Source organism: Telluria sp. ZT3P26 (assembly GCF_059686035.1).
The window spans coordinates 632,035-658,649 of sequence record NZ_JCASII010000003.1; the positions used below are offsets into that span (position 1 = coordinate 632,035).

The following is a 26,615-nucleotide window of genomic DNA, read 5'->3' on the forward strand; positions in this document are numbered from 1 at the left end:
TTACAAGCCGCTAGCCTACTGGATGGCGCGGGCGCCGTCTATGCCTGCGGTGCCTGCTGCTGGCGCAGGCCTTCAAAGAAGCACACGGCGGCGCAGGCCGCGACGTTGAGCGACTCGACCTGCCCCAGGTGCGGCACCGCGACGCGGTGCGTGGCCAGGTCCAGCACCTCGTTCGAGACGCCCTGCCCCTCGTGCCCCAGCACCCACGCCACAGGTTGCCGCAGGTCCAGCGTGTACAGGCGCTCGGCCGCATAGCCGCTGGTGGCCAGCACCGGCACCTGCGCCGTGCGCACCAGGTCCGGCAATTCGACGTGCTCGAAAATCTCGAGCACGAAGTGCGCGCCCATTGCCGCGCGCAGCACCTTCGGCGACCAGCAGAACGCGGTACCGGGGCTGCAGTACACCTGCCTGATGCCGGCGGCAGCGGCGCTGCGCAGGATCGAGCCGACGTTGCCCGGGTCCTGCACACCATCGAGCAGCACACTGGCCATCACCAGCGCCGGTGCCGTCGCCGGCTGCGGCGTGTCGATCACGAACAGCAGGTGCACGCCATGCTCGACCTGGCTGACGGCGTTGAACAGCGCATCGGGCAGCGCCGTCACCGGCGCGTTCACGGCGCCGCAGCGCGCGACGATGGCCTGCACTTCGGCGTTGCCCAGCGCGCCCTCCGACACCACGCAATGGCGCGGCGCGCCCCGCAGGTCGAGCCAGGTCTGGCACAGGTGCACGCCGTCGAGCAGGCTGTGACCGGCCTTGCGCCGCGCCTGCGAGCTGGTGGCGAGCGCCTTGATCTCTTTGTAGAACGCGTTGTCGCGCGAGGTGATGGTCTTCATGCGGTCACCCCATTGCCGACCATGGCGCCAAACAGGTCGGTCTGCAGCATCCCGCGCACCGGTGCGAACGAGCGGCGGTGCGCCGGCGACGGTCCGTGCGTACCCAGGCGTTCCAGATGCAGCGCGGTGCCGTAGCCCTTGTGCTGGTCGAAGCCGTATTGCGGATACTGTTCGTGCAGCCGCACCAGCGCCGCGTCGCGCGCGGTCTTGGCCAGGATCGATGCCGCCGAAATCGCATTGACCTTGTCGTCGCCCTTGACGATCGCGTGTGCGCGCACTGTCAGCTCGGGGCAGCGGTTGCCGTCGATGAGCGCGATGGTCGGCGCATGCTGCAGCGCCTCCACGGCGCGACGCATTGCCAGCATCGTCGCCTGCAGGATGTTGATGCTGTCGATTTCTTCGCACGAGCATTCGGCCACCGCCCAGGCCAGCGCCTGGGCGCGGATCAGCGGCGCGAGTTCATCGCGCCGCGCGGCGGTCAGCTTCTTTGAATCGCGCAGGCCGTCGATCGGACGGCGCGGATCGAGGATGACGGCCGCCGCAAACACGGGCCCCGCCAGCGGGCCGCGGCCCGCTTCATCGACGCCGCACACGATGTCCAGTGCGGTGAACGGCCGGCCCCTGGTGGGCAGGCCGGGATACAGATTGATTCTGGTTTTTGTCATCTACGTGTTCCGGGCGCCGTGCGCCCGATAATCTGCAGCACCGCCTGTGCGCTTTCTTCGGCGCTGTTGCGCAGCAGGCTGTGGTGCATGTCGAGGAAGCGCTGCGCCAGGCGCTCGCGCCCTGCGGTGTCTTCCAGCTGGCGCCAGACGGCGTCGGCCAGTGCTTCGGGCGTGGCCGCATGCTGCAGCAGTTCCGGCACGACGAATTCGCGCGCCAATATGTTGGGCAGGCCGATCCACGGCTGGTAACCCATGTGCCGCATGATCTCCCACGAGGCGCGCATGACCTTGTAAGCGATGACCATCGGCTTCTTGAATAGCGCGACTTCCAGCGTGGCCGTGCCTGAGGCAACCAGCACCGCATCGGCGGCGGCAATCGCCGTGTGCGAGCCTTCGGCGGTCACGATCAGCTCCACGCCCTGCAGGCCGGCTGCGTTGACGATCTGGTCGAAGTACGCCCGCTGCCGCTCGCCGACCATCGGCACGACAAAACGCAGGCCGGGATCGCGCGCCGCCAGCATTTGCACGGCGCGCACGAATGGCTCGGCCAGGTATTTCAGTTCGCCCATCCGGCTGCCCGGCATGACGGTGACGACGCGCGCGTCATCTGGTAACCCCAGTGCGCGGCGCGCACCGGCCACGTCGGGCGCCAGCGGAATCGTCTCGGCCAGCGGGTGCCCGATATACGTCACCGGCACGCCGGCAGCGCGGTAGATCGCTTCTTCGAACGGGAAGATCACGAGCATGTGCGACACGGCGCGCTGGATCTTCTTGATGCGGCCACCGCGCCAGGCCCAGATCTGCGGCCCGATGAAGTGCACCGTCGGGATCCCGGCAGCGCGCAACTGCTCTTCCAGGCCCAGGTTGAAGCCGGGGTAGTCGGCGCCGATGAAAGCGGCCGGCCGCTCGGCGATCAGGCGATCGCGCAGGCGGCTCTGGATGCCCTTGAGTTCACGGTAGCGGGGAATGACTTCGAACAGGCCGCGCACCGTCAACAGGTCCATCGGGACGTCGCTGACCATGCCCTGCTCGATCATGCGCGGCCCGCCGATGCCGTGGAAGCGCGCTTCCGGCAGGTGCGGCCGCAGGCCGGCCAAGAGGCGCGCCGCCAGCATGTCGCCGGACGCCTCGCCGGCCACCAGGGCCAGCGCCACATCGCGGGCCGCAGCGGACGGCACGCCGTCAGCGAACGATGCCACGGCTCGCGGTGCCGAGGAAGTCGCGCAGCAGGCGGATATCGATCGCCGCTGCCGGCAGGCGTTCTTCTTCGGCCTGCAGCGCGGCCTTGGCTTCTTCGAGCGTCAGGCCATTCCGGTACAGCAGCTTGTAGGCGCTGCGGATGCCATCGAGCTGCTCGCGCGTGAAGCCGCGGCGCTTGAGGCCTTCGAGGTTGACGCCGCGCGCGCCGGCCGGATTGCCCGACACCAGGACGTACGGAGGCACGTCCTGCGTCAGGCTCGTGTACATGCCGATGAACGCGTGGGCGCCGATCTTGCAGAACTGATGCACGCCGACAAAGCCGGACAGGATCGCCCAGTCGCCCACGTGCACGTGGCCCGCCAGTTGCGCATTGTTCGAGAAGATCGTGTTGCTGCCCACCTGGCAGTCGTGCGCCAGGTGCACGTAGGCCGAGATCCAGTTGTCGTTGCCCAGGCGCGTGACGCCTTCATCCTGCACCGTGCCCAGGTTGAAGCTGACGAATTCGCGCACCGTGTTGCGGTCGCCCACCTCCAGCCGGGTCGGCTCGCCCTGCCACTTCTTGTCCTGTGGCGCGGCGCCGATGGAGCAGAACTGGAAGAACTTGTTGTCCTTGCCGATCGTCGTGTGGCCGTCGATGACGACGTGCGGGCCGATCACGGTGCCCGCATCGATGCGCACGTTCGGCCCGATGATCGAGTACGCCCCGACCTCGACCGAGCTGTCCAGCTGCGCCTGCGGATCGATGATCGCGGTTGGATGAATCTTGCTCATCACGTCTCCTTACTCGGGCGTGGATGCAGCCGGTGCCGCCTCGGCGCCTTTCATCGGCGCTTCGGCAGCGCCCCGGATGGTACACATCAGATCGCCTTCGACAGCGACCTTGCCGTCGACCGTGGCCACGGCCTTGTATTTCCAGATGCCGCGCGAGACGCGCACGATTTCCACTTCCATGCGCAGCTGGTCGCCCGGTTCCACCGGCCGCTTGAAGCGCGCATTGTCGATACCGACAAAATACACGACCGAGTTTTCGTCGGGCTTCACGCCCATGGTCATGAACGACAGGATCGCGGCAGTCTGCGCCATTGCTTCGATCATCAGGACGCCCGGCATCACCGGCTTGTGCGGGAAGTGGCCGTTGAAGAATTCTTCGTTGATCGTGACGTTCTTGATGGCGACGATGCGCTTGCCCAGTTCGACGTCCAGCACGCGGTCGACCAGCAGCAGCGGATAACGGTGCGGCAGGTATTCCTTGATCTGGTTGATGTCGAGGGTGGTGAGTTCTGGCGTAGTCATTGTTGTTGTTCTGTGAGGGTTTTGATGGTTTTCTCGAGCGCGCGCAGTTTTTCGCGCATCGAGCCGAGGTTGCGCACGATCGCTGCGCTGCGTTCCCATTCGGCGTTCTTGGCCAGCGGGTAGAAGCCCGTGTACTGGCCCGGTTCGAGCACCGAGCGCGATACCATGCTGCCCGATGAGATGTGGACGTTATCGGCGATCTCGAGGTGGCCCAGCACCATGGCGGCGCCGCCGAAGGTGCAGCGGCTGCCGATCTTCGCGCTGCCGGCCACGCCGACGCAGCCGGCCATCGCGGTGTGCGCGCCGATGCGGGTGTTGTGGCCGATCTGGATCTGGTTGTCGAGCTTGACGCCGTCTTCGATGATCGTGTCTTCGAGCGCGCCGCGGTCGATCGTCGTGTTGGCGCCGATGTCGACGTCGTCGCCGATCAGCACGCGGCCCGTCTGCGGAATCTTGATGTAGACGCCGCCTTCGTTGGCAAAGCCGAAGCCGTCGGTGCCGATCACGGCGCCCGAATGCAGGATGCCCCGCTTGCCGATCCGGCAGCCGGCGTGGAACGTGACGTTCGCGAACAGGTGCGTGCCTTCGCCGATGACGGCGTTGCGCCCGACGTAGCAGCCGGCGTCGATGACGGCCTGCGCCTCGATCACGGCGCCCTCGTCGATCGTCACGTGCGGCCCGATATGGGCGCTCGGGTCGATCACGGCGGATTCCGCAACGACGGCGCTCGGGTGCACGCCTGCGGGCGGCACGTGATCCGTCAGCGAAGCGAAATACTGCGCCGCGCGGGCGAAGTATGCGTAGGGGTTGGTGGTGACGATGCGCGCGCCTTCATAGGTCGCGGCCACCGTCGGGTCGTCCAGCGGCGACAGGATCAGGGCCGCGGCCCCGCTTTGCGCCGCCAGTGCGCGCAGCTTGCTGTTGGAAAGGAAGCTGATGTGCGAAGCGCCGGCCGTGTCCAGGGGAGCAATCGCCGTAACCTCGAGGTTCGGGTCGCCCACCAGCTGTCCGCCGAAGCGCTCGACCAAATCGCCTAGTCGAATGCCCATCTCGGTCTTTCAGTGTGAGTCAAAATCGGTAAAGCAGGAAAACACTGCCGACAGGTGTTACTTGTCGAGCAGCTTGAGGATCTTGTCGGTGATGTCCACGCGCGGATTCACCCACGCCGCTTCGACCAGCACCGCATCGAGCTTTTCGGCTTCGGCGTACTGTTCGACCAGCTTGTAGGCCTTCTGGGCGATCGCGGCGCGTTCTTCGTTCTTGCGCTGCTGGAGGTCTTCCTGGAACTCACGCTGCATGCGCTCAACATCTTTCTGCATGTTGAACAGCTCGCGCGCACGGCGCGTGCGTTCCAGCTCGGCCAGGCTGCTGCCTTCGGCGTCGAACTTCTCGGACGCGCCCTTGAACTTGCCGACCATCTCTTCGACGGCCTTCTGACGCTTGGAGAATTCGGCCGCCAGCTTGGCGTCAGCCGCCTTGGCCATCTTGGAATCGGTCATCAGGCGCTCGGTGTAGACGAAGCCGATGCGGCCCGTCGCCACCTGCGCCTGCGCCTGTGCCAGCGGCGACGCGCACACCGCGGCCAGCAGCAAGGCTGGCGCCACGGTGGGCTTGAAGCCGTCAGGCAGCGAGGCAATCAGATTTTTCAACATAAAGTCTCTCGCAATCGTTCTTCAGGACGCAGTGGGCCGGTCAGAAGCCGGTACCCATCTGGAACTGGAAGCGCTCCAGGCGGTCGCCCGGCAGCGAATTCAGCGGCTTAGCATAACTCAACTTGAGCGGACCGACCGGGGAAATCCAGGACAGACCGATACCGGCCGAGTAGCGGAACTCGCCGAAGCGGATCTTCGCGTCTTCCTGGAACACCTGGCCGCCGTCGGCGAAGGTGAACCAGCGCAGGCTGCGGTCGGTGCCGCTGCCCGGGAACGGGAACTGCAGTTCGGCGTTGACGATGATGCGCTTCGAGCCGCCGATCGCATCGTAGTAACGCTGGTCGACCACGCCCAGCGACGAGCTTTCGTAGCCGCGCACCGAGCCGATGCCGCCGGCGTAGAAGTTCTTGAAGACCGGGTAGGCGCTGCCGCCGATGCCCTTGCCGTAATCGAACTCGCCGCGCAGGGCCAGCGTCATCCAGCGCGTGACCGGCTTCCACCACTGGTGTTCGTACACGATGCGGTAGTACTTGGCGTCGCCGATCGCGTCGATTTCGAAGTTGGCGCGCTGGAAGCGGCCGCGGCTCGGGGTCACGGCGCTGTCGCGCGTGTCGCGGCCCCATGCCGCTGTCAGTGGAATCGCGTTGGTGGTGGCCGAGCCGACACCGCTGGCCGGGCCGCCGTTCTGGCGCACGAACGTCTGGTAGATGCTCGGCGACGATTCGTCGGTTTCCAGCTCCGTGCGTTCCAGGCCGGCGCCGAAGTAGACGGTGTCGGACTCGGAGAACGGCACGCCGAAGGTCATGTTGCCGCCGGTCTGGCGCACCGTGTAGGAACCGATGTTCAGCGCCGGTGGGCGCGACGTGCGCAGGTACAGCGAGAACGCGCGCGAGATGCCGTCGTCGGTGAAGTACGGATTGGTCTGCGAGAACGCGATCGTCCGGTTGTACTTGCTGGTATTGAGTTCGATGCCGACCGTGTTGCCGCTGCCGGCGAAGTTGGCCTGCGAGATCGACGCGGTGAACGTGAACTTCTCGGACTGCGAGAAGGCGCCGCCGATCTGGAAGTTACCGGTCGGTTTTTCTTCGACCGCGATATTCACGTCGACCTGGTCGGACGTGCCTGGCGACTCGGGCGTTTCAACCTTCACGTCCTTGAAGTAGCCCAGGCGATCGACGCGGTCACGCGACAGCTTGACGCGGTTGGCGTCGTACCACGAGCTCTCGAACTGGCGGAATTCGCGGCGGATGACTTCATCGCGCGTGACGGTGTTACCCGTGATGTTCATGTGGCGCACATAGGCGCGCTTGCCCGGATCGACGAAGAACGTGAAGGCCACTTCGCGCTTCTCGCGGTTGAGTTCCGGGTTGGCCGTGACGTTGGCGAAGGCGTAGCCGAAGGTGCCCAGGCGATCGGAGATCAGCTTGTTGGTGGCCTCTTGCAGGTCGCCCACGTAGGTCTTGCCCGGCTGCAGAAGGATCAGCTGTTTGAGCTCTTCTTCGCGGCCGAACATCTCGCCTTCGAGCTTGACGCTCGAGACGGTGTACTGCTCGCCTTCGGTGACGTTGAGCGTCAGGTAGATATCGCGTTTGTCCGGCGTGATCGACACCTGCGTCGACTCGACGTTGGCCTCGAGGTAGCCGTGATTGAGGTACCACGACTTGATCTTTTCCAGGTCGCCGGTGAGCTTCTGCTTGGAGTACTGGTCGGCCTTGGAGTACCAGGTGAACCAGCCGGACGGGCGCAGCTCGAGCAGCTGGCGCAGCTCTTTGTCGCTGAACGCCTTGTTGCCGATGATGTTGATGCCCTTGATCTTGGCGACATCGCCCTCGTCCACGTTGAACATGATCGTGACGCGGTTGCGTTCGATCGGGGTCACGGTGGTGGTGATCTTGACGCCGTACAGGCCGTGCGACAGGTACTGGCGCTTGAGCTCCTGCTCGGCGCGGTCGACGGATGCCTTGTCGAAGATCTTGGTCTGGGCGACGCCGATTTCGGACAGCGCCTTGACCAGCATGTCTTTTTCGAATTCCTTGGTGCCCGTGAAGTCGACCGACGAAATCGCCGGACGCTCTTCGACCAGCACGACCAGCACGCCGTTTTCTTCTTCGAGGCGGATGTCCTTGAAGAAGCCCGTCGCGTACAGCGCCTTGATCGCGCTCGAGGCCTTGACGTCGTCGAAGGTCTCGCCCACGCGCACCGGCAGGTAGCTGAACACGGTGCCTGCCTCGGTACGCTGGATGCCCTCGACCCGGATGTCCTTGACGACGAACGGGTTGACGGCCATGGCATTATTTGCGTACAGCGTGGCGCACAGCGCCACGACGGCGGAGCCAATCAGGCTGCGGCGAATGAACGGCAAGGCGAAACGATCTGGTTGTAATTTCATTGGCTGGATCAAAGGGTCACTCATTTGGACAACGATTGCTTGGTGATTTGACTGGGCTCCTGGGGAGCGAACCGCGGGCGGCTAGAGCAGCCGGCCCAGGTCGTTGAAGACGGCGAGCGCCATCAGCATGAACAGCAGGCCGATCCCGGCGCGCTGTGCGAACTCGACGACGCGCACAGAAACAGGACGCCCGGTCAAAACTTCCAGCGAATAATACAGTAAATGGCCACCATCCAGAACGGGAATTGGTAACAAATTCATGACGCCTAAGCTGATACTAATAAAGGCAATAAACTGTAAATAGCTCACGAGGCCAATGCGGGCGGTCTGTCCGGCATAATCGGCGATCGTGATCGGCCCCGTCACATTTTTCAATGACGCTTCGCCGGTAATCATCTTTCCGATCATTTTCAGCGTCATCGTGGACGTTTCCCAGGTGCGCTCGGCACCGCGCGCGATGGCATCGAACGGGCCTGACGACACAGTCACCATCTCGGGCGCCTGTGCCACCATCGCCTTGATCACGCCGCGGCCATTGGCGTCGCGCTCCGGGGTCAGCGACAGCGTTACCGGGGCACCGGCGCGCTCCACGTCGACCTGCAGCGCGCGGCCAGGCGCGGCGCGCACTGCCTCGATGAAGGCGATGCCGTCCACGACCGGCGCGCCGTTCAGGCGCAGCACGAGGTCGCCCGCCTGCAGGCCGGCGCGCTGCCCTGCCCCGTCGGCGATGACCTTGTCGATGCGCGGCTGCGGGCGCCACAGGTCAAGGCCCAGCGAGGCCATCACGTCGCTGTCGACATCGAGCTTGCCGATGACGGACGCCGGCAGCACCACGGCATATGTGCTGCCACTCGTGCCGCCGCCCGTGCTGCGCAGGTCAAGGCGCGCATCGGTCTTGTCGACCGCCGCGTGCATGATCTGCCAGCGCAGCTCGGACCACGAACGCACGGCACTGCCATTGACGGCAACCACCGTCTCGCCGCCGCGCACGCCGGCGCGGTAGGCCTCCGACGATTCGGCCACGGTGCGCAGGCGCGCCGACGGCTCGTCCACGCCATGCATGAAGAGTGCCGCCATCAGGACGATTGCCAGAGCAAAGTTCGACAGCGGGCCGGCGGCGACGATGGCGATGCGCTTCCAGACATTCTGGCGCGTGAATTCGCGCGACAGCTCGCTCTTGTCGATCGGGCCGGCGTCGGGATCGCGGCTGTCAAGGAACTTGACGTAGCCGCCCAGCGGCAGCAGCGACACCGCCCACTCGGTCTGGTCGCGTCCGAAACGGCGCGACCAGACGACGCGGCCCATGCCGATCGAAAAGCGCAGCACTTTGACGCCGCAGGCACGCGCCACCAGGTAGTGACCCAGCTCGTGGATCACGATCAGGGGGCCGAGCGCCAGCGCGAACGCCAGCACGGTGTAAAGCAGGGTCATCGGGCTGTATCCGTCAATCAGTGCAGGCTGGCGACCGCATGCGTTGCGGCCTCGCGGGCACGCGCATCCTGGGCCAGCACGGCCTCGATCGATGGCGCCGGGCCGTGTTCGACGGCGTCGAGTGCATGGCGGATGACGCGGTCGATGTCGCGGAAACCAATGCGGCGCTCAAGGAAGGCTTCCACCGCCACTTCATTGGCGGCGTTGAGCAGTGCCGGCGCCGTGCCACCGGCGCGCAGTGCGTCGAAGGCCAGCGCCAGGCACGGGAAGCGCGCAAAATCAGGCGGGAAGAACTGCAGCGCTGCCATCTGCGTCAGGTCGAGCTGGGCCACGCCGGACGCGATCCGGTCAGGGTACGCCAGCGCGTGCGCGATCGGCGTGCGCATGTCAGGGTTACCCAGTTGCGCCAGCACCGAGCCGTCGACATACGACACCATCGAGTGGATCACACTCTGCGGGTGGATGACGACCTCGATCTGGTCGGCGGGCGCGCCGAACAGCCAGTGGGCTTCGATGACTTCGAGACCCTTGTTCATCATGGTCGCCGAGTCCACCGAAATCTTGCGGCCCATGACCCAGTTCGGGTGCTTGCAGGCTTCGTCCGGGGTCACGTCGCCAAGGGTCTCGACGGCGCGGTTCAGGAACGGGCCGCCGGATGCGGTGAGCAAAATCTTGGCCACACCGGCCGCCGCCGGCACGCGGCCGAAGGCGGCGGGCAGCGACTGGAAGATGGCATTGTGTTCGCTGTCGATCGGGAGCAGCGTCGCCTTGTGCTCGCGCACGGCGTCCATGAACAGCTGGCCGGACATGACCAGTGCTTCCTTGTTCGCCAACAGGACCTTCTTGCCGGCGCGGGCCGCGGCCAGCGTCGGGGCCAGGCCGGCGGCGCCGACGATGGCGGCCATCACGGTGTCGGTGTCGTCGTTCGACGCGATATCGCACAGCGCCTGCTCGCCGTATTCGACGCTGGTGGGCAGGTCGGCAATCAGCGCCGCCAGGCGCGCGGCCGCGTCGGCACTGCCGACGACGGCGCGCGCGGGACGGCAGCTGCGGCAGGCGGCGGCCAGCTCTTCCACGCGCGTGTGGGCGCTCAGTGCGTACACCTGGTATTGCTCCGGATGGCGCGCCAGCACGTCGAGGGTCGAGGCGCCGATCGAGCCGGTGGCGCCCAGGATGGTAATGCGTTGCATGTAAACTTCCTTCTAGAGCCAGGTCGCGATCAGCGCCGCCAGTGGCAGGACCGGCACGAGTGCGTCGATCCGGTCCAGCACGCCACCGTGGCCCGGCAGCAGGTTGCTGCTGTCCTTGGCGCCGGCGCGGCGTTTGAGCTGGGATTCGAACAGGTCGCCAACGACGCTGGCAACCACAATGAGGGCAATCACGGCGAACAGGCCGAGCCAGCCCAGGCCCGCCTGCACGCGCACGGCAAAGGTGCCGGCAAAAGCTTCGCCGCCGAACAGCACGGTGCAGGCAGCCAGCACCAGCGTGACGAGGCCGCCACCGATGGCGCCCTCCCACGACTTGCCGGGCGAGATGCTCGGCGCCAGCTTGCGCTTGCCGAAGGTCTTGCCGCAGACATAGGCAAAGATGTCGGCGGCCCAGACGATGGCCAGCACGGACAGCAGCAGCACGGCCGAATAATTGAAGAGGTAGACGATGGCCACGAAACAGGCCACCAGCGAGATCGCGTACAGCAAACTCAGCAAGGTATTGGGCGTGCTCGACAGCGGCGGCAGGCCGAACTTGAGCGTGGGGGCAAAACGCAGTGCCCACAGCAGCACGCCGATGCCGAACCAGAAGGTCGGATTGCCCTGCTCGCGCACGAAGAACGCATAGGCAAAGGCCAGCGTCCAGGCGCCGGCGATCAGGATCGCACTACGGGCGCCGGGATTGAACAGGCGAAAACATTCCCAGATCGCGGCGCCGAAAAAGACGCAGGCCACCACCGCAAACGCCGTGTAATTGTTGGAGTACAGAACCGGCAGCAGGACTGCCAGCAGGACGAGTGCGGTGAGAATCCGGGTCTTGAGCATTTAGTTGGTCTTCTTCGCTACTTGGGCGCCGGTCTGGCCAAAGCGCCGTTCGCGCTCCTGGTAGGAGCCAATCGCCTCGTCCAGCGCCTTTGGCGTGAAGTCAGGCCAGAAGGTGTCGGTAAAGTGCAGCTCGGCATATGCCAGCTGCCACAACAGGAAATTCGAAATGCGTTCTTCGCCGCCGGTGCGGATGAACAGGTCGGGCTCAGGCGCATACGCCATCGCCAGGTGCGGCGCCAGCATGTCTTCACTGAACTCGGTGATGCCGGGGTTGGCTTTCACCATCTTGCCGGTCGCCTGCATGATATCCCAGCGCCCGCCATAGTTCGCGCACACGGTGACCGTCAGGCGCGTGTTGCCGGCCGTGCGGCGCTCGGCGTTGGCGATCATGTCCTGCAGCTTTGCATCGAAGCGGCTCAGGTCACCCACCACTTTCAGGCGGATATTATTGGCATGCATCTTGGCGACTTCGCGCTCGAGCGCCGTCACGAACAGGCGCATCAGCAGCGAGACTTCGTCGGCCGGCCGGCGCCAGTTCTCGGACGAGAACGCGAACAGCGTCAGGTACTCGACGCCACGCTCGACGCAGGCTTCGACCACGCCGCGCACGGCTTCGACGCCCTTGACGTGGCCGGCGACGCGCGGCAGCAAGCGTTTGGTTGCCCAGCGGCCATTACCGTCCATGATGATGGCGATATGGCGTGGCACGGCGGACGTATCGGGAACGGCGGTGGTCGAGCTTTTGAACATCATATTTCCATAAAACTGCGCCATGAAACTGCGCCATAAAACTTCGCCAGAGAACTGCGATACAGAATTGCGCATGGCATTGCGCAATTGGCCAATCATAAGGCACGCGGACCGGCCGCGGCAAGTTGCCGGGGCCGGTCCGCAGGAAAGCCCGCAGGCTTGCCGATGAAATGCCTGCTTACACCGTCAGGATTTCTTTTTCTTTCTCGCTCAGCAGCTTGTCGATATCGGCCACGGCCTTGTCGGTCAGCTTCTGGATTTCGTCCGACGAACGGCGCTCGTCGTCTTCCGAGGCGGTCTTGTCCTTGACCATTTTCTTCAGCGCTTCGTTAGCGTCGCGACGGATATTGCGCACGGCAATTTTCGCGTCTTCACCTTCGGACTTGGTCAGCTTGACCATTTCCTTGCGGCGCTCTTCGGTCAGCGGCGGGGTCGGCACGCGGATCATCTCGCCCTGCGACGACGGGTTCAGGCCCAGGTCGGCATCGCGGATGGCCTTTTCGATGGCTGCCAGCATCTTCTTTTCGAATGGCTGGACGCCGATCGTGCGGGCATCGACCAGCGTCAGGTTGGCGACCATCGGTAGCGCCGTTGGCGAACCGTAGTAGTCGACCGTGACGTGATCCAGAATGCCGGTGTGGGCGCGGCCGGTGCGGACCTTGGCCAGATCGGCGCGCAGGGTTTCGATGGACTTGACCATGCGGTCTTGTGCGTTTTTCTTGACGTCAGCTAAGGACATGCTGCTCTCCTGTTGTTCAGTTAATTTAGACGTGGACCAGTGTACCTTCGTCTTCGCCCATGATCACGCGCGTGAGCGCGCCAGGCTTGACGATGGAAAACACCTTGATCGGCAGTTTCTGGTCGCGGCACAGTGCGAACGCGGTGGCGTCCATCACCTGCAGGTGCTTCGAGATCGCTTCGTCGAACGTGATGCTCTCGTAGCGGGTGGCGGTTGGGTCCTTGTTAGGATCGGCGCTGTAGACGCCATCGACCTTGGTGGCTTTCAGGACGATCTCGGCCGAGATTTCGGCGCCGCGCAGGGCAGCAGCCGTGTCGGTCGTGAAGAACGGGTTGCCGGTGCCGGCGGCGAACACGACGACCTTGCCTTCTTCCAGATATTGCAGCGCTTTCGGGCGCACGTACGGTTCGACGACCTGCTCGATGGCGATCGCGGACATGACGCGGGCGGTGATGCCGACATGACGCATCGCGTCCGCCAGTGCCAGCGCATTCATGACGGTGGCCAGCATGCCCATGTAGTCGGCGGTCGCGCGGTCCATTCCTTGAGCGCCGGGGGCGACGCCGCGGAAGATGTTGCCACCGCCAATGACGACCGCGATCTGCACGCCCAGCTTGGCCACTTCGGCCACGTCGGCCACCATGCGTTCGATGGTGGCGCGGTTGATGCCGAACTGATCGTCGCCCATCAGTGCTTCGCCAGACAGTTTCAGAAGGACACGTTGGTAAGCTGGTTTTGTCATGATGAAGCGGCTCCTTTAAGATATTGCTGTGGATCGAATTCGGGTCTGACCAGGGCCTCGTGGGCCGGTCTCATCCGTGCCGGGACGGATGGGATTGTAAAGCGGGTACGGCTTGGGGCGCGCTAGGTAGGGTGGACGGCTGCGCCGTCCACGCGGTGATCGTTGGCCACGCGGTCATCCGGAATGATAACGGAGGCGCAATATTCATCCTGCAAAACTTACGTTCGGATACCAAACCAAACCGGCTCCGCTCGCCGCCCTATCACCGCGCCGCCAACCATCACCGCGCGGACAGCGAAGCTGTCCGCCCTACAAAAACGGGCCTCACGGCCCGTTTGTTTGATTACTGCTTGTTGGCAGCCATCTGTGCTGCGACTTCAGCTGCGAAGTCGTCGACCTTCTTCTCGATGCCCTCGCCCACCACGTACATGGTGAAGCCCTTGACGGTGGTGTTTGCCGCCTTGATCATCTGTTCGATCGACTGCTTGTCGTTCTTGACGAACGCCTGGTTCAGCAGCGAGACTTCTTTCAGGTACTTCTGCACCGAACCGTCGACGCGCTTGGCGACGATGTCAGCCGATTGTGGCTGCTTACCTTCGGCGACGGCCTTGTCGGCGTCTTCCTTGGCTTTCAGTTCAGCGACCGAACGCTCTTTTTCGATCATTTCTGCTGGCACTTGCTCCGACGACAGAGCGACTGGCTTCATGGCAGCGATGTGCATGGCCAGATCCTTGCCGACTTGCTCGTCCGCACCTTCGAAATCGACGATGACGCCGATACGGGTGCCGTGCAGGTACGACGCCAGCTTGCCGGTGGTTTCGAAACGCTGGAAACGACGCACGGTCATGTTCTCGCCGATCTTGCCGATCAGGGCAGTACGGACGTCGTCGAAGGTACCGCCTTCGTGTGGCAGAGCTGCCAGTGCAGCGACGTCAGCCGGGTTGTTTTCGGCGACCAGGCGTGCTGCCAGGTTGACCATGGCCAGGAAATCATCGTTCTTCGCGACGAAGTCGGTTTCGCTGTTGACTTCGACGAGCGCGCCGACGTTGCCCGAAATATAGGTAGCCACGACGCCTTCAGCGGTCACGCGAGCCGATGCCTTCGATGCCTTGCCGCCCAGCTTGACGCGCAGGATTTCTTCAGCACGACCCATGTCGCCGTCGGCTTCGGTCAGTGCTTTTTTGCATTCCATCATTGGTGCATCGGTCTTGGCGCGCAGTTCGCCAACCATTGCTGCAGTAATAGCTGCCATAGTGTGTTCTCCTAAATGTGTATCCAGGGGTGCAGTGCGCTCAAGTTGAGCGTCCTGCAAGTATTTAGCTTAAAAAAAGGGGGGCTCGACAGTCCGGCGCCCCCTTCTATGTGGCAGCAGGCACATGGCCTGCCATCACTTATGCCTGCTCGGAAACTTCGACGAAGTCGTCGCCGCCGGCTGCCTTGACCATATCAGCCACTTCGTTTGTCGCGCTGGCGCGGCCTTCGATGATCGCATCGGCAACGCCGCGTGCGTACAGGCTGATGGCTTTCGACGAGTCGTCGTTACCCGGGATGATGTGGGTGACGCCTTCTGGCGAGTGGTTGGTATCGACGATGCCGATGACCGGGATGCCCAGCTTGCCGGCTTCGGTGATCGCGCCTTTGTGGTAGCCGACGTCAACGACGAAGATCGCGTCTGGCACGCCGCCCAGATCCTTGATGCCGCCGATCGACTTTTGCAGCTTGATCATTTCGCGCGAGAACATCAGCGCTTCTTTTTTCGACATCTTGTCGACCGAGCCGTCTTCGACCAGGACTTCCATTTCCTTCAGGCGCTTGATCGACGTCTTGATGGTCTTGAAGTTGGTCAGCATGCCGCCGAGCCAGCGCTGGTCGACGTATGGGACGCCGGCGCGTTGCGCTTCAGCTGCGATGATGTCGCGAGCCTGACGCTTGGTGCCGACCATCAGGATCGTGCCGCGGTTGGCGGAGATCTGCTTGATGGTTTTCATCGCATCCTGATACATCGCCATGGTTTTTTCCAGGTTGATGATGTGGATCTTGTTGCGATGACCGAAGATGAACGGTGCCATCTTTGGATTCCAGAAACGGGTCTGGTGGCCGAAGTGAATACCGGCTTCCAGCATTTCGCGCATAGTAACGGACATGTAATTCTCCAGGGTTGGGTCTTGAATGTGGCCAGTCACCAAGCAGGCACCCTTTTAGGGCCACATTCGCGATTTCTATCAATTAAAAAACTTTATTTTTACGACGTTGCACGATGTGAATCCGAGCAACCCGAGATTCTAGCGGAATTGTCAGCATTATTCAAGCGTGCAATCGCAGCCGCGCCGGCGGCGCGTTGCCCAAGGCGCTGCCCCTGCCTTACAGCAGCGGCGCGACATCCCTTATAATGGCGGCCATACTGCCCCGACCATTGCCACCCCGGTCGCCGGGCGCTCACCCGATACCACGCAGGATACGACTCTCCTATGGCCACCATCATCAAGACCCTCGAAGAAATCGACGGCATGCGCGTCGCTTGCCGCCTCGGCTCGGAAGTGCTGGACTATATCACTCCGTTCGTCAAGCCCGGCGTCACCACCGGCGAGCTCGACCGCCTGGCCTATGAATACATGGTCAACGTGCAAGGCACGATTCCGGCCACGCTCAACTATGCCCCGCCCGGCTACCCGCCGTTCCCCGGCTCGATCTGCGCCTCGCTCAACGACGTGATCTGCCACGGCATCCCGGGCGACCGCGTGCTCAAGAGCGGCGACGCGCTGAACATCGACATCACGCCGATCACCAAGGAAGGCTTCCACGGCGACAACAGCCGCATGTACCTGGTCGGCGAACCGTCGATCATGGCGCGCCGCCTCGCCGAAGTCACGTTTGAATGCATGTGGCTGGGCATCGCCGCCGTCAAGCCGGGCAAGCACCTGGGCGACATCGGCTACGCGATCCAGCAGCATGCCGAAAAAAATGGCTACAGCGTGGTGCGCGAATTCTGCGGTCACGGCGTGGGCCGCGCGTTCCACGAAGAACCGCAAGTGCTGCACTACGGCCGCCCGGGCACGCTCGAAGTCCTGCAGCCCGGCATGATCTTCACGATCGAGCCGATGATCAATGCCGGCAAGCGCGACATCAAGGAAATGCCGGACGGCTGGACCATCAAGACGAAGGACCGCAGCCTGTCGGCGCAGTGGGAACACACGGTGCTGGTGACCGAGACCGGCGTCGAAGTGCTGACGCTGTCGGCCGGCAGCCCGCCGCCGCCGGCAATCGCCCTGCCGCTGCTCGGGCCGGACTTTGCCGCAATGGCCCCTGCCGCCGCAGCGGCATAAGGAGCCGGCCATGGGTCACGCCGAACACCTGGATACCGTCCGCACCACGCTGCGCCAGCGCCTCAAGAACGAGCGCCAGCTCGTGTTCCAGGCGTTCCAGGAAGACGGCATGCCCGAAAAACTGCTGCGCAACCTGCGCCAGGTGGTCGATGCGGTGCTGATCGATGCCTGGCAGGCGGCCGGCCTGCCCGCCGGTACGGCGCTGGTGGGTGTGGGTGGCTACGGGCGCGGCGAGCTGTTTCCGTATTCGGACGTCGACCTCTTGATCCTGCTGGCGGCCCCGCCGGATGCGATCACGCAGGCGCGCCTCGAAGGGCTGGTCCAGTTGCTGTGGGACCTGGGCCTGGAGATCGGTCACAGCATCCGCACGGTCGACGAATGCCTGATCGAATCGGCAGCCGACATCACGGTGCAAACGAGCCTGCTCGAAGCGCGCCTGGTCACTGGCAACGAGCCGCTGTTCGACACGCTGCAGCAGCGCTACCGCGACGCGCTCGACCCGCAGGCGTTCTTCCGGGCCAAGACGGCCGAGATGCGCCTGCGCCATGCCAAGCATGAATACACCGCGTTCGCGCTCGAACCGAACGTCAAGGAAAGCCCGGGCGCACTGCGCGACCTGCAGGTGATCATGTGGGTGGCCAAGGCCGCGGGCCTGGCCGACAGCTGGGGCCAGCTGGCCACGCGCGGCATGATCACGCGCATGGAAGCGCGCCAGCTGATGGAAAAGGAAAGCGCCTTCAAGGACATCCGGATCCGCCTGCATCTGCAGACCAGACGGCGCGAAGACCGGCTCGTGTTCGATGTCCAGACGGCGATCGCCAACACGCTGGGCCTGGTCGCTACCGACGACGGCCCGAGCGCGCGCCGTCCGAGCGAACTGCTGATGCAGCGCTACTACTGGGCCGCCAAGACCGTCACGCAGCTCAACACGATCCTGCTGCAGAATATCGAGGCCCAGCTATTCCCGCAGCCGGCCGTCGCCTTCCCGATCAGCGCCCACTTTTTGCAGATGGGGAACCTGATCGACATCGCGCAGGACGACACGTTCGAGCAGACGCCCACGGCGATCCTCGAACTGTTCGTCGTGATGACCGAGCGCCACGACATCAAGGGCATGACGGCGCGCGCCACCCGCGCGCTGTGGCATGCCCGCACCCGCATCGACGACGCGTACCGCGCCGATCCGGTCAACAAGGCGCTGTTCCTGCGCGTGCTGCAGGCGCCGCGCGGCATGGTGCACGCGCTGCGCCGCATGAACGAATTCGGCATCCTGGGCCGCTACCTGCCGGCGTTTCGCAAGATCGTCGGCCAGATGCAGCACGACCTGTTCCACGCCTACACGGTCGACCAGCACATCATGATGGTGGTGCGTAACCTGCGCCGCTTCACGATGCCCGAACATGCGCACGAATACCCGTTCTGCAGCCAGCTGATCGCCGACTTCCGAGACCGCTGGGTGCTGTACGTGGCCGCGCTGTTCCATGATATCGCCAAGGGGCGCGGGGGCGACCACTCGAAACTCGGCATGGACGACGCACGCCAGTTCTGCAGCAGCCATGGGATGACCGAGGCCGACACCGAACTGGTGGTGTTCCTCGTCGAGCAGCACCTGACGATGTCGCAGGTCGCGCAGAAGCAGGACCTGTCCGATCCCGACGTGATCGCGGCGTTTGCCGCCGTCGTCAAGGATGAACGCCACCTGACGGCGCTGTATCTGCTCACCGTGGCCGACATCCGCGGCACCAGCCCGAAGGTCTGGAATGCGTGGAAGGCCAAGCTGCTGGAAGACCTGTACAAGACGACGCTGCGCGTGCTGGGCGGCGAGCCGCATTCGGCCGACCGCGAGCTGCGCGCGCGCCAGAAAGAAGCGCTGGCCACGCTGCGCCTGTTTGGCCTGCCGGTCGATGCGCACGAGGCATTGTGGAAGCAGCTGGACGTGGCGTATTTCCTGCGCCATGACGCGTCCGACATCGCCTGGCAGACGCGCGCCCTGCACGACAAGGTCGACAGCGACAAGCCGATCGTGCGCGTGCGCCTGGCACCGATCGGCGAAGGCCTGCAGGTGGCCGTGTACATCAAGGATCAACCCGACCTGTTCGCGCGCATCTGCAGCTACTTCGACCGCAAGGATTTCTCGATCCTCGACGCCAAGATCCACACGACGCGCCACGGCTATGCGCTGGACAGCTTCATGGTGGCCGACGAACACTTCGCCGGCAGCTACCGCGACATCATCAACCTGATCGAGCATGAGCTGAGCGCACTGCTCGTGTCGCAGGAACCGCTGCCGCCGCCGTGCCGCGGACGCCTGTCGCGCATGTCGCGCACGTTCCCGATCACGCCGACGGTCGAAGTGCGGCCCGACGAACGGGGCCAGTTCCACGTGCTGTCGATCGCCGCCAATGATCGTATGGGCCTGCTGTATGCGGTATCGAGCGTGCTGACACGCTACCGCATCAACCTGCACACCGCCAAGATCATGACGCTCGGCGAGCGTGTCGAAGACGTGTTCCTCGTCGACGGCCCTGCCCTGAACAACCCGCGCATCCAGGTCCAGCTCGAAACCGACCTGCTCGACGCGCTCAAGATCTGATTTACTCCTTCACCGAAAAGCTTTGACAATGACCGAACCGCTCCGCCTCTCCAAACGAATGTCCGAACTGGGCCTGTGCTCGCGCCGCGAAGCCGATGAATGGATCGCGCGCGGCTGGGTGCGGGTGGATGGCCAGGTGGTGTCGGAACTGGGTAGCAAGGTGCTGCCGACGCAGCGCATCACGGTCGAGCGCCAGGCCGCCGCCGAGCAGTCCAAGCGCGTCACGGTGCTGATCCACAAACCGGTCGGCTACGTCAGCGGCCAGGCCGAAGACGGCTACACGCCGGCCGTGGCGCTGATCCGGCCCGAGAACCGCTGGGCCGAGGATCCGTCGACGGAGCAGTTCCACCCGACCCAGTTGCGCAGCCTGGTGCCGTGCGGGCGCCTGGACATCGACTCGGTGGGCCTGCTGGTGCTGTCGCAGGATGGCCGCATCGCCAAGCAGCTGATTGGCGAGACGACGTCCATCGAAAAGGAATACCTGGTGCGCGTGGAGTACACCAAGCCGGGCACGCTGCCGGAGAGTGAACTCAAGAAGCTGAAACACGGCCTGTGGATGGATGGCAAACCGCTGCTGCCAGCCAAGGTGCGTTGGCAGAACGAAGACCAACTGAGCTTCACGCTCAAGGAAGGCCGCAAGCGTCAGATCCGCCGCATGTGCGACATGGTCGGCCTGAAGGTGCTGGGCCTGAAACGCGTGCGAATCGGCCGCGTCAAGCTGGGCGACCTGCCGGTGGGCCAGTGGCGCTACCTGACGCCGGAAGAAGGTTTCTAACCCTGCGGATAGTACGCAACTGGATCACAGCTGGGGTCAGGTCTGACATTAGGACACGACCCCAGCCTTAGCCACCACCCGTCGTGTATTGCCCCGCATAAGCATGGCACGGTGCCAGCTGCTTCGACTGCCCCACTACCCGACTGTCGAGACCGTGTCCGAATGTCAGACCTGACCCCGGCTTTTGGGCTACACGACTGCCGAGATCGTGTCCGAATGTCAGACCTGACCCCGGCTTTGCTGCTGCAGGCAGGTTACGGCAGTGGCGCGTTCTCGGCCACCAGGCCTTCGGTACGCAGCGCTTCCCAGAATGCCTTTGGGATCGCCATCTCCATCAATACCGCATTGCGCCGCAGGTGCTCGGGGCTGCTTGCGCCCGGGATCGTGGCGGCCACGACCGGATGTGCGAGGCCGAATTGCAGCGCGGCGGCGGCCAGGTCGACGCCGTGGTCGGCCGCTACCTTGCGCAGGCGTTCGCGCTGCGCGAGCTTGTCCGAGTCGGCCGGGCCGTAATCGTAATTCGGCCCGCCGGCCAGGAAGCCCGAGTTGAACGGCCCGCCGATGACGACCTTGGCGCCGCGCTCGGCGCATAGCGGGAACAGCTCGGCCAGCGGCGTCGTTTCCATCAGCGTGTAGCGCCCGGCCAGCAGGAAGATATCGGGGTCGGCGTCGCGCAGGGCGCGCAGGCACGGTTCGACCGTGTTCACGCCCAGGCCCCAGGCCTTGATGACGCCCTCGTCGCGCAGCTTCGTCAAGCCCTCGAAGGCGCCGCCCGGGCCGGCCGCGATCCGGTAGTAGTGGTCGAACTGGTCGCCGAACATGTCGGGCGACAGGTCGTGCACGTAGACGATGTCGATGGATGCCAGCGCCATGCGTTGCAGGCTGTCTTCCACCGAGCGGCGCGCGCCATCGGCCGTGTAGTCGATCACCCGCTTGAATGGCAAGGCGCCGACGAACGGGGCGGCGATCTCGCCGGGGCTGGACGGCGCCAGCAGGCGACCGACCTTGGTCGATAGCGTGTACTCATCGCGCGGGCGGCGGCGCAGCGCGTGCCCGAAGCGGTGCTCGGACAGCCCGGCGCCATAGTGCGGCGCGGTGTCGAAGTAGCGGATGCCGGCGTCCCATGCGGCGTCGGCGGTCGCCTGGCCTGCCTCGTCGCTGGTGGCGTGGTACATGTCGCCAAAGCCGGTGCCGCCCAGGCCCAGGCGCGTGATTGGTTGGTAGCGCTGTGTCATGGCATGTCCTTCGTGCGTGGATCAGGCACAAATTCTGCCTGACGCGCGCCAAGCCCGTCGCACAGCAGGCTAGCGCGGGCGCCGTTCGATCTGCACCAGCGCCGCGCCCAGCATCTCGAGATCGACCGGCTTGGCAAACAGGTCGTGAAAGCCTGCGGCGCGCGCTTCGATGCGGTCTTTCTCCTGCGCGTAGCCGGTCACCGCGATCAGGATCGCATGGTCGGTCCCGGGTTTGGCGCGCAATGCCCGCGCCAGTTCGAAGCCGTTCATCTCGGGCAGGCCGATATCGAGCAGGCACACGTCCGGCTCGAACAGCGGCAGCGACGCCAGCGCGTCGCGCGCCGAATGCGCGACCGACACCGTGTGGCCCAGTGTCTCGAGCAGCAGCGCCAGCGTCACGGCGGCGTCTTCGTTGTCGTCGACCACGCCGATGCGTAGCGATGCCGGATTGCCCTGCGCACCGGCAGGGTCGGCACCTGCGGCCGGCATGGCAGCGCCGGCGCGCGCCGACAACGGCAGCGTGACCCGGAACGTGCTGCCGCAGCCCGGCCCGTCGCTACTCGCGGTCACTTCGCCGCCATGCAGCTTGAGCAGGCTGCGCACGAGCGCCAGGCCGATCCCCAGGCCGCCCTGGCTGCGGTCCAGCCCGCGCGTGCCCTGCGAAAACAGGTCGAAGGCGCTGGCGATCAGCTCGGGCGACATGCCGATGCCGTCGTCGCGAATTGCCACGTCGATCAGCGCGCCGCGCGTCGCCATGCGCACCTCGATGCGCCCGCCCTCGAGCGTGTACTTGGCCGCGTTGCTCAGCAAATTGGTCATGACCTGCACCAGACGCTTGCGGTCACCCACGACCAGCAGCGGCGCCGGCATCGATTCCAGCACCAGCCGATGGTCGTGCTTCTCGATCAGCGGCCGCACCTGCTCGACGGCGTCGGCCATGACATCCTTCAGGTCGAGTTCGACAAATTCGAGCTCCACCTTGCCGCGCGTGACACGCGACACGTCGAGCAGATCGTCGATCAGGGACGTCATGTGGCCGGCCTGGCGCGCGATGATGTCGGCAGCGCGCTGCACCATGCTTGGCTGCAGCTCGAAATTGGACAGCATCGTGGCCGCCGAGACGATCGGCGCCAGCGGATTGCGCAGCTCATGTGCCAGCATCGCGAGGAATTCGTCCTTGCGCTGGTCGGCGCAGCGCAGCGCCTCGTTCAGGGATGCCTGTTCGGCCAGCGCCTGGCGCAGTTCGATCTGGCTCATGACCTGGTGCGCCATCGTCGTGAGCATGAACTGCTGCTGTTCGGTCAGCCCTTCCGGACGGGGCTTCTTGTCGAGCACACACAGGGTGCCAAGGGGCACGCCGTCACGCGTGCGCAGCACGGCGCCGGCATAAAAGCGCAGGCCGCCATCGGCCGTGACGAGCGGGTTGCAGCTGAAGCGGGGATCATCCTGCGTATCGGGCACGATCATCTGCTCATGCTCCAGCAGGGCGTGGCGGCAGATTGAATGATCGAGCGGCATTTCGCGCGTGCCCAGGCCGATCTCCGACTTGAACCACTGCCGGTCGCGCGCGATCAGGTTGACGGCGGCAATCGGCGCGTCGAGCAACTGGCCGACGAGGCGCACCACGTCATCGAACGAGCGCTCCGGCGGCGTATCGAGGATACCGAACGAATCGAGGACGGCAAGGCGTGCATCTTCGTCGACATTAGCAAAGTTGGACGTCATCGCGAAAAAGCTTCAAATGGCACAGTGAGGGTAGGCCGGCATCGGCGCAGAGGGCAGGAATGCCATTATAAATAGCATTCCGTTACCGTGCATATGCATGGCGTCCACGAAACTGTGCACCCCTGCCTGGTCGCCAGGCGGGGCTGTGCCACACCGTGCCAATGCTTCAGTTGCGGTGTCGATCGGCGAGGAACTGGATGGCGCGGGGATGCTGCGGGTTCGCGAAGAAGTCGCCGGGCGTGCCCTTCTCCAGGATTTTACCTTCGGCCATGAACCAGATGCGGTCGGCCACGTCGCGCGCAAACCCCATTTCGTGGGTCACGCAGACCATCGTCATGCCCTGTTTTGCCAGCGTGCGCATCACCTGCAGCACCTCGCCTACCATCTCAGGATCGAGCGCGCTGGTCGGCTCATCGAACAGCATGATCGATGGACGCATGGCCAGCGCGCGGGCAATCGCCACGCGCTGCTGCTGGCCACCCGACAGCGCGTCCGGGTAGGCGTCGGCCTTGTGCGCCAGGCCCACCTGGTCGAGCAGCAGCATCGCCTGCTCGCGCGCGTCGGCCTTGCTGGCGCGCTTGAGCTGCATCGGCGCCAGCATGCAGTTCTCGAGCGCCGTCAGGTGCGGGAACAGGTTGAATTGCTGGAACACGAAGCCGATACCGGCGCGCAGTGCGTTGACGTCGACGCCTTTCGCGTGGATGTCCTGTCCGGCAATTGCAATCTGCCCGCCATCGATGTCTTCGAGGCGGTTGAGCGTGCGGATCAGCGTCGACTTGCCCGAGCCCGAGGGCCCGCACACGACCAGGACTTCATTGTTTTCCACGCGCTCGGTGATGCCCACCAGCGCGTGATAGTCGCCGTAATACTTGTTGACGTTATCGAGGACGATCATCGTTCGCTTCTTTCAGGAGTTCAGTGCGCGCCGGCGGGCCGCCGTTGCAGGCGCCGCTCGAGCAGGAAGGCCAGGCGCGACAGGCCGAAGCACAGGATGAAGTAGGTCAGCGCCAGGATCAGGTACACCTCCACCGCGCGGGTGAACACGAGTGTGTTGATCTGCGTGGCGATGAACGAGACTTCCGACAGGCCGATGATGTAGCCGAGCGAGGTCGCCTTGATCGTCGAGACCAGCTGGTTCACGATCGACGGCAGGCCGTGGCGCAAAGTCTGCGGCAGCACCACGTGGCGCAGCGCCTGGCCATAGCCCAAGCCCAGTGAGCGGGCGCTTTCCAGTTGCCCTTTCGGCAGCGCGCGGATGCCCGCCGCCACGATTTCGGCCAGGTACACGCTGTCGAACACCACCAGCACGATCAGCATCGTCGTCGCCTGCGAGGTCTTCACGCCGGTTACGGCTGGCAGGAAGAAGTACACCCAGAACAGCACCAGCAGCAGCGGCACGGCGCGCACGAGCTGCACGAACACGCCCACCGGCAGGCTGATGGCGCGGCGGCGGCTCACGCGCGCGATGCCGAGCATCAGCCCAAGGGGCATCGCCAGCACCAGCGCGGCGCCGGAGAGCAGGATGGTCAGCACCAGGCCGCCCAGCGGGCCGTCCGGGTATTGGCCGACCAGGAAGTACAGCCAGTAGGTATCGATCAGTTCCAGCATCGGGACGCTTTCATGGTCAGCCCGCCGCGCGCACCGGATAGCGACGCTGGAACAGGTGCGCCGCCGCCGAAATGACCAGCGAAACGGTCAGGTAAGCCAGCGTGGCGAAGGTGAACGCCTCCAGGCTGCGAAAGCTCGCCGTCTCGACGCGCGCGGCCTGGTACATCATCTCGGCTGCGCCGATGACGGTGGCCACGCTGGTGTCTTTCCACAGATTGACCGTCTGCGACAAGAGCGGCGGCACCGACGCGCGCAGCGCCTGCGGCAGCAGCACGAGGCGCACCGCAGCGGCGCGCCCCAGGCCGAGCGAACGGGCTGCTTCCAGCTGGGTCGCGGGCACCGCGCGGATACCGCTGCGGATATCCTCGGCCATGTGCACGCCGCTGTAGAGCGAGAGCGCGATGACGGCGCATACCGCTTCGGGATTGTTCGCGTACAGGATCTCGCGCAGTCCTTCTGGCAGCAGCTCGGGGAACGCAAAATACCAGAACAGCAGGTGCGCCAGCAGCGGCACATTGCGGATCGATTCGACGAGCGTAGCACCGACCGCGCGCAGTGGTCCGGACGTCGACGTGCGCATCACCGCCACCAGCGCGCCGAACGGCAGCGCGAAGGCAAAGCTGATCACGGTCAGCTGGATCGACAGGATGAAGCCCTGCACCAGCCAGTCGTGGTACTGGCCGGATTGCAGGATGGTCGGATCGAACAGCGCCAAGGTCAGATCTTGTCAGTGCTGATCTTGAAGGTGCGCTTGGCGATATTGGCGCGTGTGCCGGGGCCATACCACTTCTTGAAGAGGTCTTCGGCCGCGCCATTGGCTTCGAGCTCGCGCAGCGCCTGATCGACGACCGTCTTGATGCCCGCCTCACCCTTGCGCAGGCCGAGCGCAATCGGCTCGACGCCGATCGACTGCGGCAGGATCACGAAGTCCTTTGCCGCCGGACCCAGTTTGCCGTAGTCGGCCAGCAGCGACGACTCGTCGTTCACATAGGCCGCGCCCTTGCCCTGGCGCAGCGCCTGGAACGCTTGCTGGGTATTCTCGAAGGTCACGACATTGGCCGTCGGTACAGCCTTCTTCATATTGGTTTCCTGGGTGCCGCCGCGGACCGTGACGACCTTCTTGCCCGCCAGTTGCGGCAGCGCCGTGATGCCGCTGTTCTTGCGCACCATGACCTTGGACCCGGTAACGAAGTGCGTCAGCGCGAAGTCGACCTGCGCTTCGCGCTCCTTGTTGTGCGTGAGCGTGGCGGCCAGGATGTCGACGTGGCCCTGCTGCAGCTCGGGGATGCGGGCGGATACGGCCAGCTGCTTGAACACCGGCTTGACACCGATTTTCTTGGCCACGGCCGTGGCGACGTCGATCTCGTAGCCCACCAGCTGGCGCGTCTTCGGGTCGATGAAGCTGTTCGGTTCATCGGTGCCGAGCACCCCGAACACGATCTGGCCTTTTTTCTTGATGTCGGCCAGCTGGTCGGCTTTAGCCATGCCCATCGTGAGCGAACTACCCAGCGCAACGGCGCACAGGATGAGGGAACGGCGGTTGATCATGCAAAATCTCCAGCAACAATATTCGATGATCGTAGTATAGAACAAACACTTATATGAGAAAACGAACTATTCGCCATAAGA

General features: G+C 64.5%; 24 protein-coding genes and 1 pseudogene. 3 read left to right on the forward strand and 22 right to left on the reverse strand.

What is annotated here, in order from left to right; all coding sequences use genetic code 11:
• Nucleotides 1-38: 38 nt before the first annotated feature.
• From AC56LN_RS13480 to rpsB, 16 genes are all read right to left on the reverse strand, one after another.
• Nucleotides 39-833, reverse strand: coding sequence for a TrmH family RNA methyltransferase (locus AC56LN_RS13480; protein ID WP_499572407.1), 795 nt, complete (start codon nucleotides 831-833; stop codon nucleotides 39-41).
• Nucleotides 830-1,498, reverse strand: coding sequence for a ribonuclease HII (gene rnhB, locus AC56LN_RS13485; protein ID WP_499572409.1), 669 nt, complete (start codon nucleotides 1,496-1,498; stop codon nucleotides 830-832). Before rnhB ends, AC56LN_RS13480 begins: the two co-directional genes overlap by 4 nt.
• Nucleotides 1,495-2,697 (reverse strand): lipid-A-disaccharide synthase, encoded by a 1,203-nt coding sequence (lpxB, locus tag AC56LN_RS13490; RefSeq protein ID WP_499572411.1) that lies wholly within the window; start codon nucleotides 2,695-2,697, stop codon nucleotides 1,495-1,497. The genes rnhB and lpxB overlap by 4 nt, the downstream gene beginning before the upstream one ends.
• On the reverse strand, nucleotides 2,681-3,469 hold the full coding sequence (lpxA, locus tag AC56LN_RS13495; RefSeq protein WP_499572413.1) for an acyl-ACP--UDP-N-acetylglucosamine O-acyltransferase: 789 nt from the start codon (nucleotides 3,467-3,469) through the stop codon (nucleotides 2,681-2,683). Before lpxA ends, lpxB begins: the two co-directional genes overlap by 17 nt.
• 9 nt (nucleotides 3,470-3,478) lie before the next feature.
• On the reverse strand, nucleotides 3,479-3,991 hold the full coding sequence (gene fabZ / locus AC56LN_RS13500) for a 3-hydroxyacyl-ACP dehydratase FabZ (RefSeq protein ID WP_332531607.1): 513 nt from the start codon (nucleotides 3,989-3,991) through the stop codon (nucleotides 3,479-3,481).
• Nucleotides 3,988-5,040 carry a UDP-3-O-(3-hydroxymyristoyl)glucosamine N-acyltransferase gene (gene lpxD, locus AC56LN_RS13505; protein ID WP_499572415.1) on the reverse strand — a complete coding sequence of 351 codons (1,053 nt, stop codon included), beginning with the start codon at nucleotides 5,038-5,040 and terminating at the stop codon, nucleotides 3,988-3,990. Before lpxD ends, fabZ begins: the two co-directional genes overlap by 4 nt.
• A gap of 57 nt (nucleotides 5,041-5,097) precedes the next feature.
• Nucleotides 5,098-5,643 (reverse strand): OmpH/Skp family outer membrane protein, encoded by a 546-nt coding sequence (locus AC56LN_RS13510; RefSeq protein WP_332531605.1) that lies wholly within the window; start codon nucleotides 5,641-5,643, stop codon nucleotides 5,098-5,100.
• 40 nt (nucleotides 5,644-5,683) lie between these two features.
• On the reverse strand, nucleotides 5,684-8,032 hold the full coding sequence (bamA, locus tag AC56LN_RS13515; protein ID WP_499572417.1) for an outer membrane protein assembly factor BamA: 2,349 nt from the start codon (nucleotides 8,030-8,032) through the stop codon (nucleotides 5,684-5,686).
• Between the two features lie 81 nt (nucleotides 8,033-8,113).
• Nucleotides 8,114-9,463, reverse strand: a complete 1,350-nt coding sequence (gene rseP / locus AC56LN_RS13520) for an RIP metalloprotease RseP (RefSeq protein WP_499572418.1) — start codon at nucleotides 9,461-9,463, stop codon at nucleotides 8,114-8,116.
• Between the two features lie 17 nt (nucleotides 9,464-9,480).
• Nucleotides 9,481-10,653 (reverse strand): 1-deoxy-D-xylulose-5-phosphate reductoisomerase, encoded by a 1,173-nt coding sequence (ispC, locus tag AC56LN_RS13525; protein WP_499572420.1) that lies wholly within the window; start codon nucleotides 10,651-10,653, stop codon nucleotides 9,481-9,483.
• Between the two features lie 12 nt (nucleotides 10,654-10,665).
• Nucleotides 10,666-11,496 carry a phosphatidate cytidylyltransferase gene (locus AC56LN_RS13530; RefSeq protein WP_183552972.1) on the reverse strand — a complete coding sequence of 277 codons (831 nt, stop codon included), beginning with the start codon at nucleotides 11,494-11,496 and terminating at the stop codon, nucleotides 10,666-10,668.
• Nucleotides 11,497-12,249 carry a polyprenyl diphosphate synthase gene (gene uppS / locus AC56LN_RS13535; protein WP_499572421.1) on the reverse strand — a complete coding sequence of 251 codons (753 nt, stop codon included), beginning with the start codon at nucleotides 12,247-12,249 and terminating at the stop codon, nucleotides 11,497-11,499.
• 175 nt (nucleotides 12,250-12,424) lie between these two features.
• The gene (gene frr, locus AC56LN_RS13540; protein ID WP_258834509.1) at nucleotides 12,425-12,985 is read right to left on the reverse strand and encodes a ribosome recycling factor; all 561 of its coding nucleotides are present in this window, start codon (nucleotides 12,983-12,985) and stop codon (nucleotides 12,425-12,427) included.
• A 25-nt stretch (nucleotides 12,986-13,010) separates the two neighbouring features.
• Entirely contained in the window at nucleotides 13,011-13,727 is a 717-nt protein-coding gene (pyrH, locus tag AC56LN_RS13545; protein WP_183552976.1) for a UMP kinase, read from the reverse strand.
• Nucleotides 13,728-14,070: 343 nt separating this feature from the next.
• Nucleotides 14,071-14,979, reverse strand: coding sequence for a translation elongation factor Ts (gene tsf / locus AC56LN_RS13550; RefSeq protein WP_183552978.1), 909 nt, complete (start codon nucleotides 14,977-14,979; stop codon nucleotides 14,071-14,073).
• A 139-nt stretch (nucleotides 14,980-15,118) separates the two neighbouring features.
• Entirely contained in the window at nucleotides 15,119-15,871 is a 753-nt protein-coding gene (gene rpsB / locus AC56LN_RS13555) for a 30S ribosomal protein S2 (protein WP_499572422.1), read from the reverse strand.
• 294 nt (nucleotides 15,872-16,165) lie between these two features.
• On the opposite strand from rpsB, the pseudogene map reads away from it, so the two are divergent.
• The 3 genes and pseudogenes from map to AC56LN_RS13570 form a co-directional block, all read left to right on the forward strand.
• Nucleotides 16,166-17,050: pseudogene (gene map, locus AC56LN_RS13560) on the forward strand (type I methionyl aminopeptidase); the annotation flags it as partial.
• Between the two features lie 10 nt (nucleotides 17,051-17,060).
• Complete coding sequence (locus AC56LN_RS13565) at nucleotides 17,061-19,643, forward strand: [protein-PII] uridylyltransferase (protein ID WP_482899100.1); 2,583 nt, start codon at nucleotides 17,061-17,063, stop codon at nucleotides 19,641-19,643.
• A 28-nt stretch (nucleotides 19,644-19,671) separates the two neighbouring features.
• A complete protein-coding gene (locus tag AC56LN_RS13570; RefSeq protein ID WP_499572424.1) occupies nucleotides 19,672-20,418 on the forward strand; it encodes a pseudouridine synthase in 747 nt (248 codons plus the stop codon).
• A gap of 254 nt (nucleotides 20,419-20,672) precedes the next feature.
• On the opposite strand, the gene AC56LN_RS13575 is transcribed toward AC56LN_RS13570, so the two are convergent.
• The 6 genes from AC56LN_RS13575 to AC56LN_RS13600 all read right to left on the reverse strand — a co-directional run bounded on the left by AC56LN_RS13575 (nucleotide 20,673) and on the right by AC56LN_RS13600 (nucleotide 26,534).
• Entirely contained in the window at nucleotides 20,673-21,653 is a 981-nt protein-coding gene (locus AC56LN_RS13575; RefSeq protein WP_499572426.1) for an aldo/keto reductase, read from the reverse strand.
• Between the two features lie 69 nt (nucleotides 21,654-21,722).
• Entirely contained in the window at nucleotides 21,723-23,378 is a 1,656-nt protein-coding gene (locus tag AC56LN_RS13580; protein WP_499572428.1) for a hybrid sensor histidine kinase/response regulator, read from the reverse strand.
• A gap of 166 nt (nucleotides 23,379-23,544) precedes the next feature.
• Nucleotides 23,545-24,273: an amino acid ABC transporter ATP-binding protein gene (locus tag AC56LN_RS13585; protein ID WP_499572430.1), complete on the reverse strand. Its 729-nt coding sequence runs from the start codon at nucleotides 24,271-24,273 to the stop codon at nucleotides 23,545-23,547.
• Between the two features lie 20 nt (nucleotides 24,274-24,293).
• Nucleotides 24,294-24,986: an amino acid ABC transporter permease gene (locus AC56LN_RS13590; protein WP_499572432.1), complete on the reverse strand. Its 693-nt coding sequence runs from the start codon at nucleotides 24,984-24,986 to the stop codon at nucleotides 24,294-24,296.
• 16 nt (nucleotides 24,987-25,002) lie between these two features.
• Nucleotides 25,003-25,701, reverse strand: coding sequence for an amino acid ABC transporter permease (locus tag AC56LN_RS13595; protein WP_499572434.1), 699 nt, complete (start codon nucleotides 25,699-25,701; stop codon nucleotides 25,003-25,005).
• Between the two features lie 2 nt (nucleotides 25,702-25,703).
• Nucleotides 25,704-26,534, reverse strand: coding sequence for a transporter substrate-binding domain-containing protein (locus tag AC56LN_RS13600; RefSeq protein WP_499572436.1), 831 nt, complete (start codon nucleotides 26,532-26,534; stop codon nucleotides 25,704-25,706).
• Between the last annotated feature and the right edge of the window lie 81 nt (nucleotides 26,535-26,615).

Excerpts from the sequence above, each read along its gene's own strand:
- AC56LN_RS13590 (WP_499572432.1), bottom strand. The coding sequence starts at position 24,986 with ATGCTGGAACTGATCGATACCTACTGGCTGTACTTCCTGGTCGGCCAA.
- rpsB (WP_499572422.1), bottom strand. The coding sequence starts at position 15,871 with ATGTCCGTTACTATGCGCGAAATGCTGGAAGCCGGTATTCACTTCGGC.
- lpxA (WP_499572413.1), bottom strand. The coding sequence starts at position 3,469 with ATGAGCAAGATTCATCCAACCGCGATCATCGATCCGCAGGCGCAGCTG.
- tsf (WP_183552978.1), bottom strand. The coding sequence starts at position 14,979 with ATGGCAGCTATTACTGCAGCAATGGTTGGCGAACTGCGCGCCAAGACC.
- pyrH (WP_183552976.1), bottom strand. The coding sequence starts at position 13,727 with ATGACAAAACCAGCTTACCAACGTGTCCTTCTGAAACTGTCTGGCGAA.
- AC56LN_RS13565 (WP_482899100.1), top strand. The coding sequence starts at position 17,061 with ATGGGTCACGCCGAACACCTGGATACCGTCCGCACCACGCTGCGCCAG.
- frr (WP_258834509.1), bottom strand. The coding sequence starts at position 12,985 with ATGTCCTTAGCTGACGTCAAGAAAAACGCACAAGACCGCATGGTCAAG.
- AC56LN_RS13570 (WP_499572424.1), top strand. The coding sequence starts at position 19,672 with ATGACCGAACCGCTCCGCCTCTCCAAACGAATGTCCGAACTGGGCCTG.
- AC56LN_RS13580 (WP_499572428.1), bottom strand. The coding sequence starts at position 23,378 with ATGACGTCCAACTTTGCTAATGTCGACGAAGATGCACGCCTTGCCGTC.
- lpxD (WP_499572415.1), bottom strand. The coding sequence starts at position 5,040 with ATGGGCATTCGACTAGGCGATTTGGTCGAGCGCTTCGGCGGACAGCTG.
- uppS (WP_499572421.1), bottom strand. The coding sequence starts at position 12,249 with ATGATGTTCAAAAGCTCGACCACCGCCGTTCCCGATACGTCCGCCGTG.
- AC56LN_RS13530 (WP_183552972.1), bottom strand. The coding sequence starts at position 11,496 with ATGCTCAAGACCCGGATTCTCACCGCACTCGTCCTGCTGGCAGTCCTG.
- AC56LN_RS13600 (WP_499572436.1), bottom strand. The coding sequence starts at position 26,534 with ATGATCAACCGCCGTTCCCTCATCCTGTGCGCCGTTGCGCTGGGTAGT.
- rnhB (WP_499572409.1), bottom strand. The coding sequence starts at position 1,498 with ATGACAAAAACCAGAATCAATCTGTATCCCGGCCTGCCCACCAGGGGC.
- rseP (WP_499572418.1), bottom strand. The coding sequence starts at position 9,463 with ATGACCCTGCTTTACACCGTGCTGGCGTTCGCGCTGGCGCTCGGCCCC.
- AC56LN_RS13480 (WP_499572407.1), bottom strand. The coding sequence starts at position 833 with ATGAAGACCATCACCTCGCGCGACAACGCGTTCTACAAAGAGATCAAG.
- bamA (WP_499572417.1), bottom strand. The coding sequence starts at position 8,032 with ATGAAATTACAACCAGATCGTTTCGCCTTGCCGTTCATTCGCCGCAGC.
- ispC (WP_499572420.1), bottom strand. The coding sequence starts at position 10,653 with ATGCAACGCATTACCATCCTGGGCGCCACCGGCTCGATCGGCGCCTCG.
- AC56LN_RS13585 (WP_499572430.1), bottom strand. The coding sequence starts at position 24,273 with ATGATCGTCCTCGATAACGTCAACAAGTATTACGGCGACTATCACGCG.
- fabZ (WP_332531607.1), bottom strand. The coding sequence starts at position 3,991 with ATGACTACGCCAGAACTCACCACCCTCGACATCAACCAGATCAAGGAA.
- AC56LN_RS13510 (WP_332531605.1), bottom strand. The coding sequence starts at position 5,643 with ATGTTGAAAAATCTGATTGCCTCGCTGCCTGACGGCTTCAAGCCCACC.
- AC56LN_RS13575 (WP_499572426.1), bottom strand. The coding sequence starts at position 21,653 with ATGACACAGCGCTACCAACCAATCACGCGCCTGGGCCTGGGCGGCACC.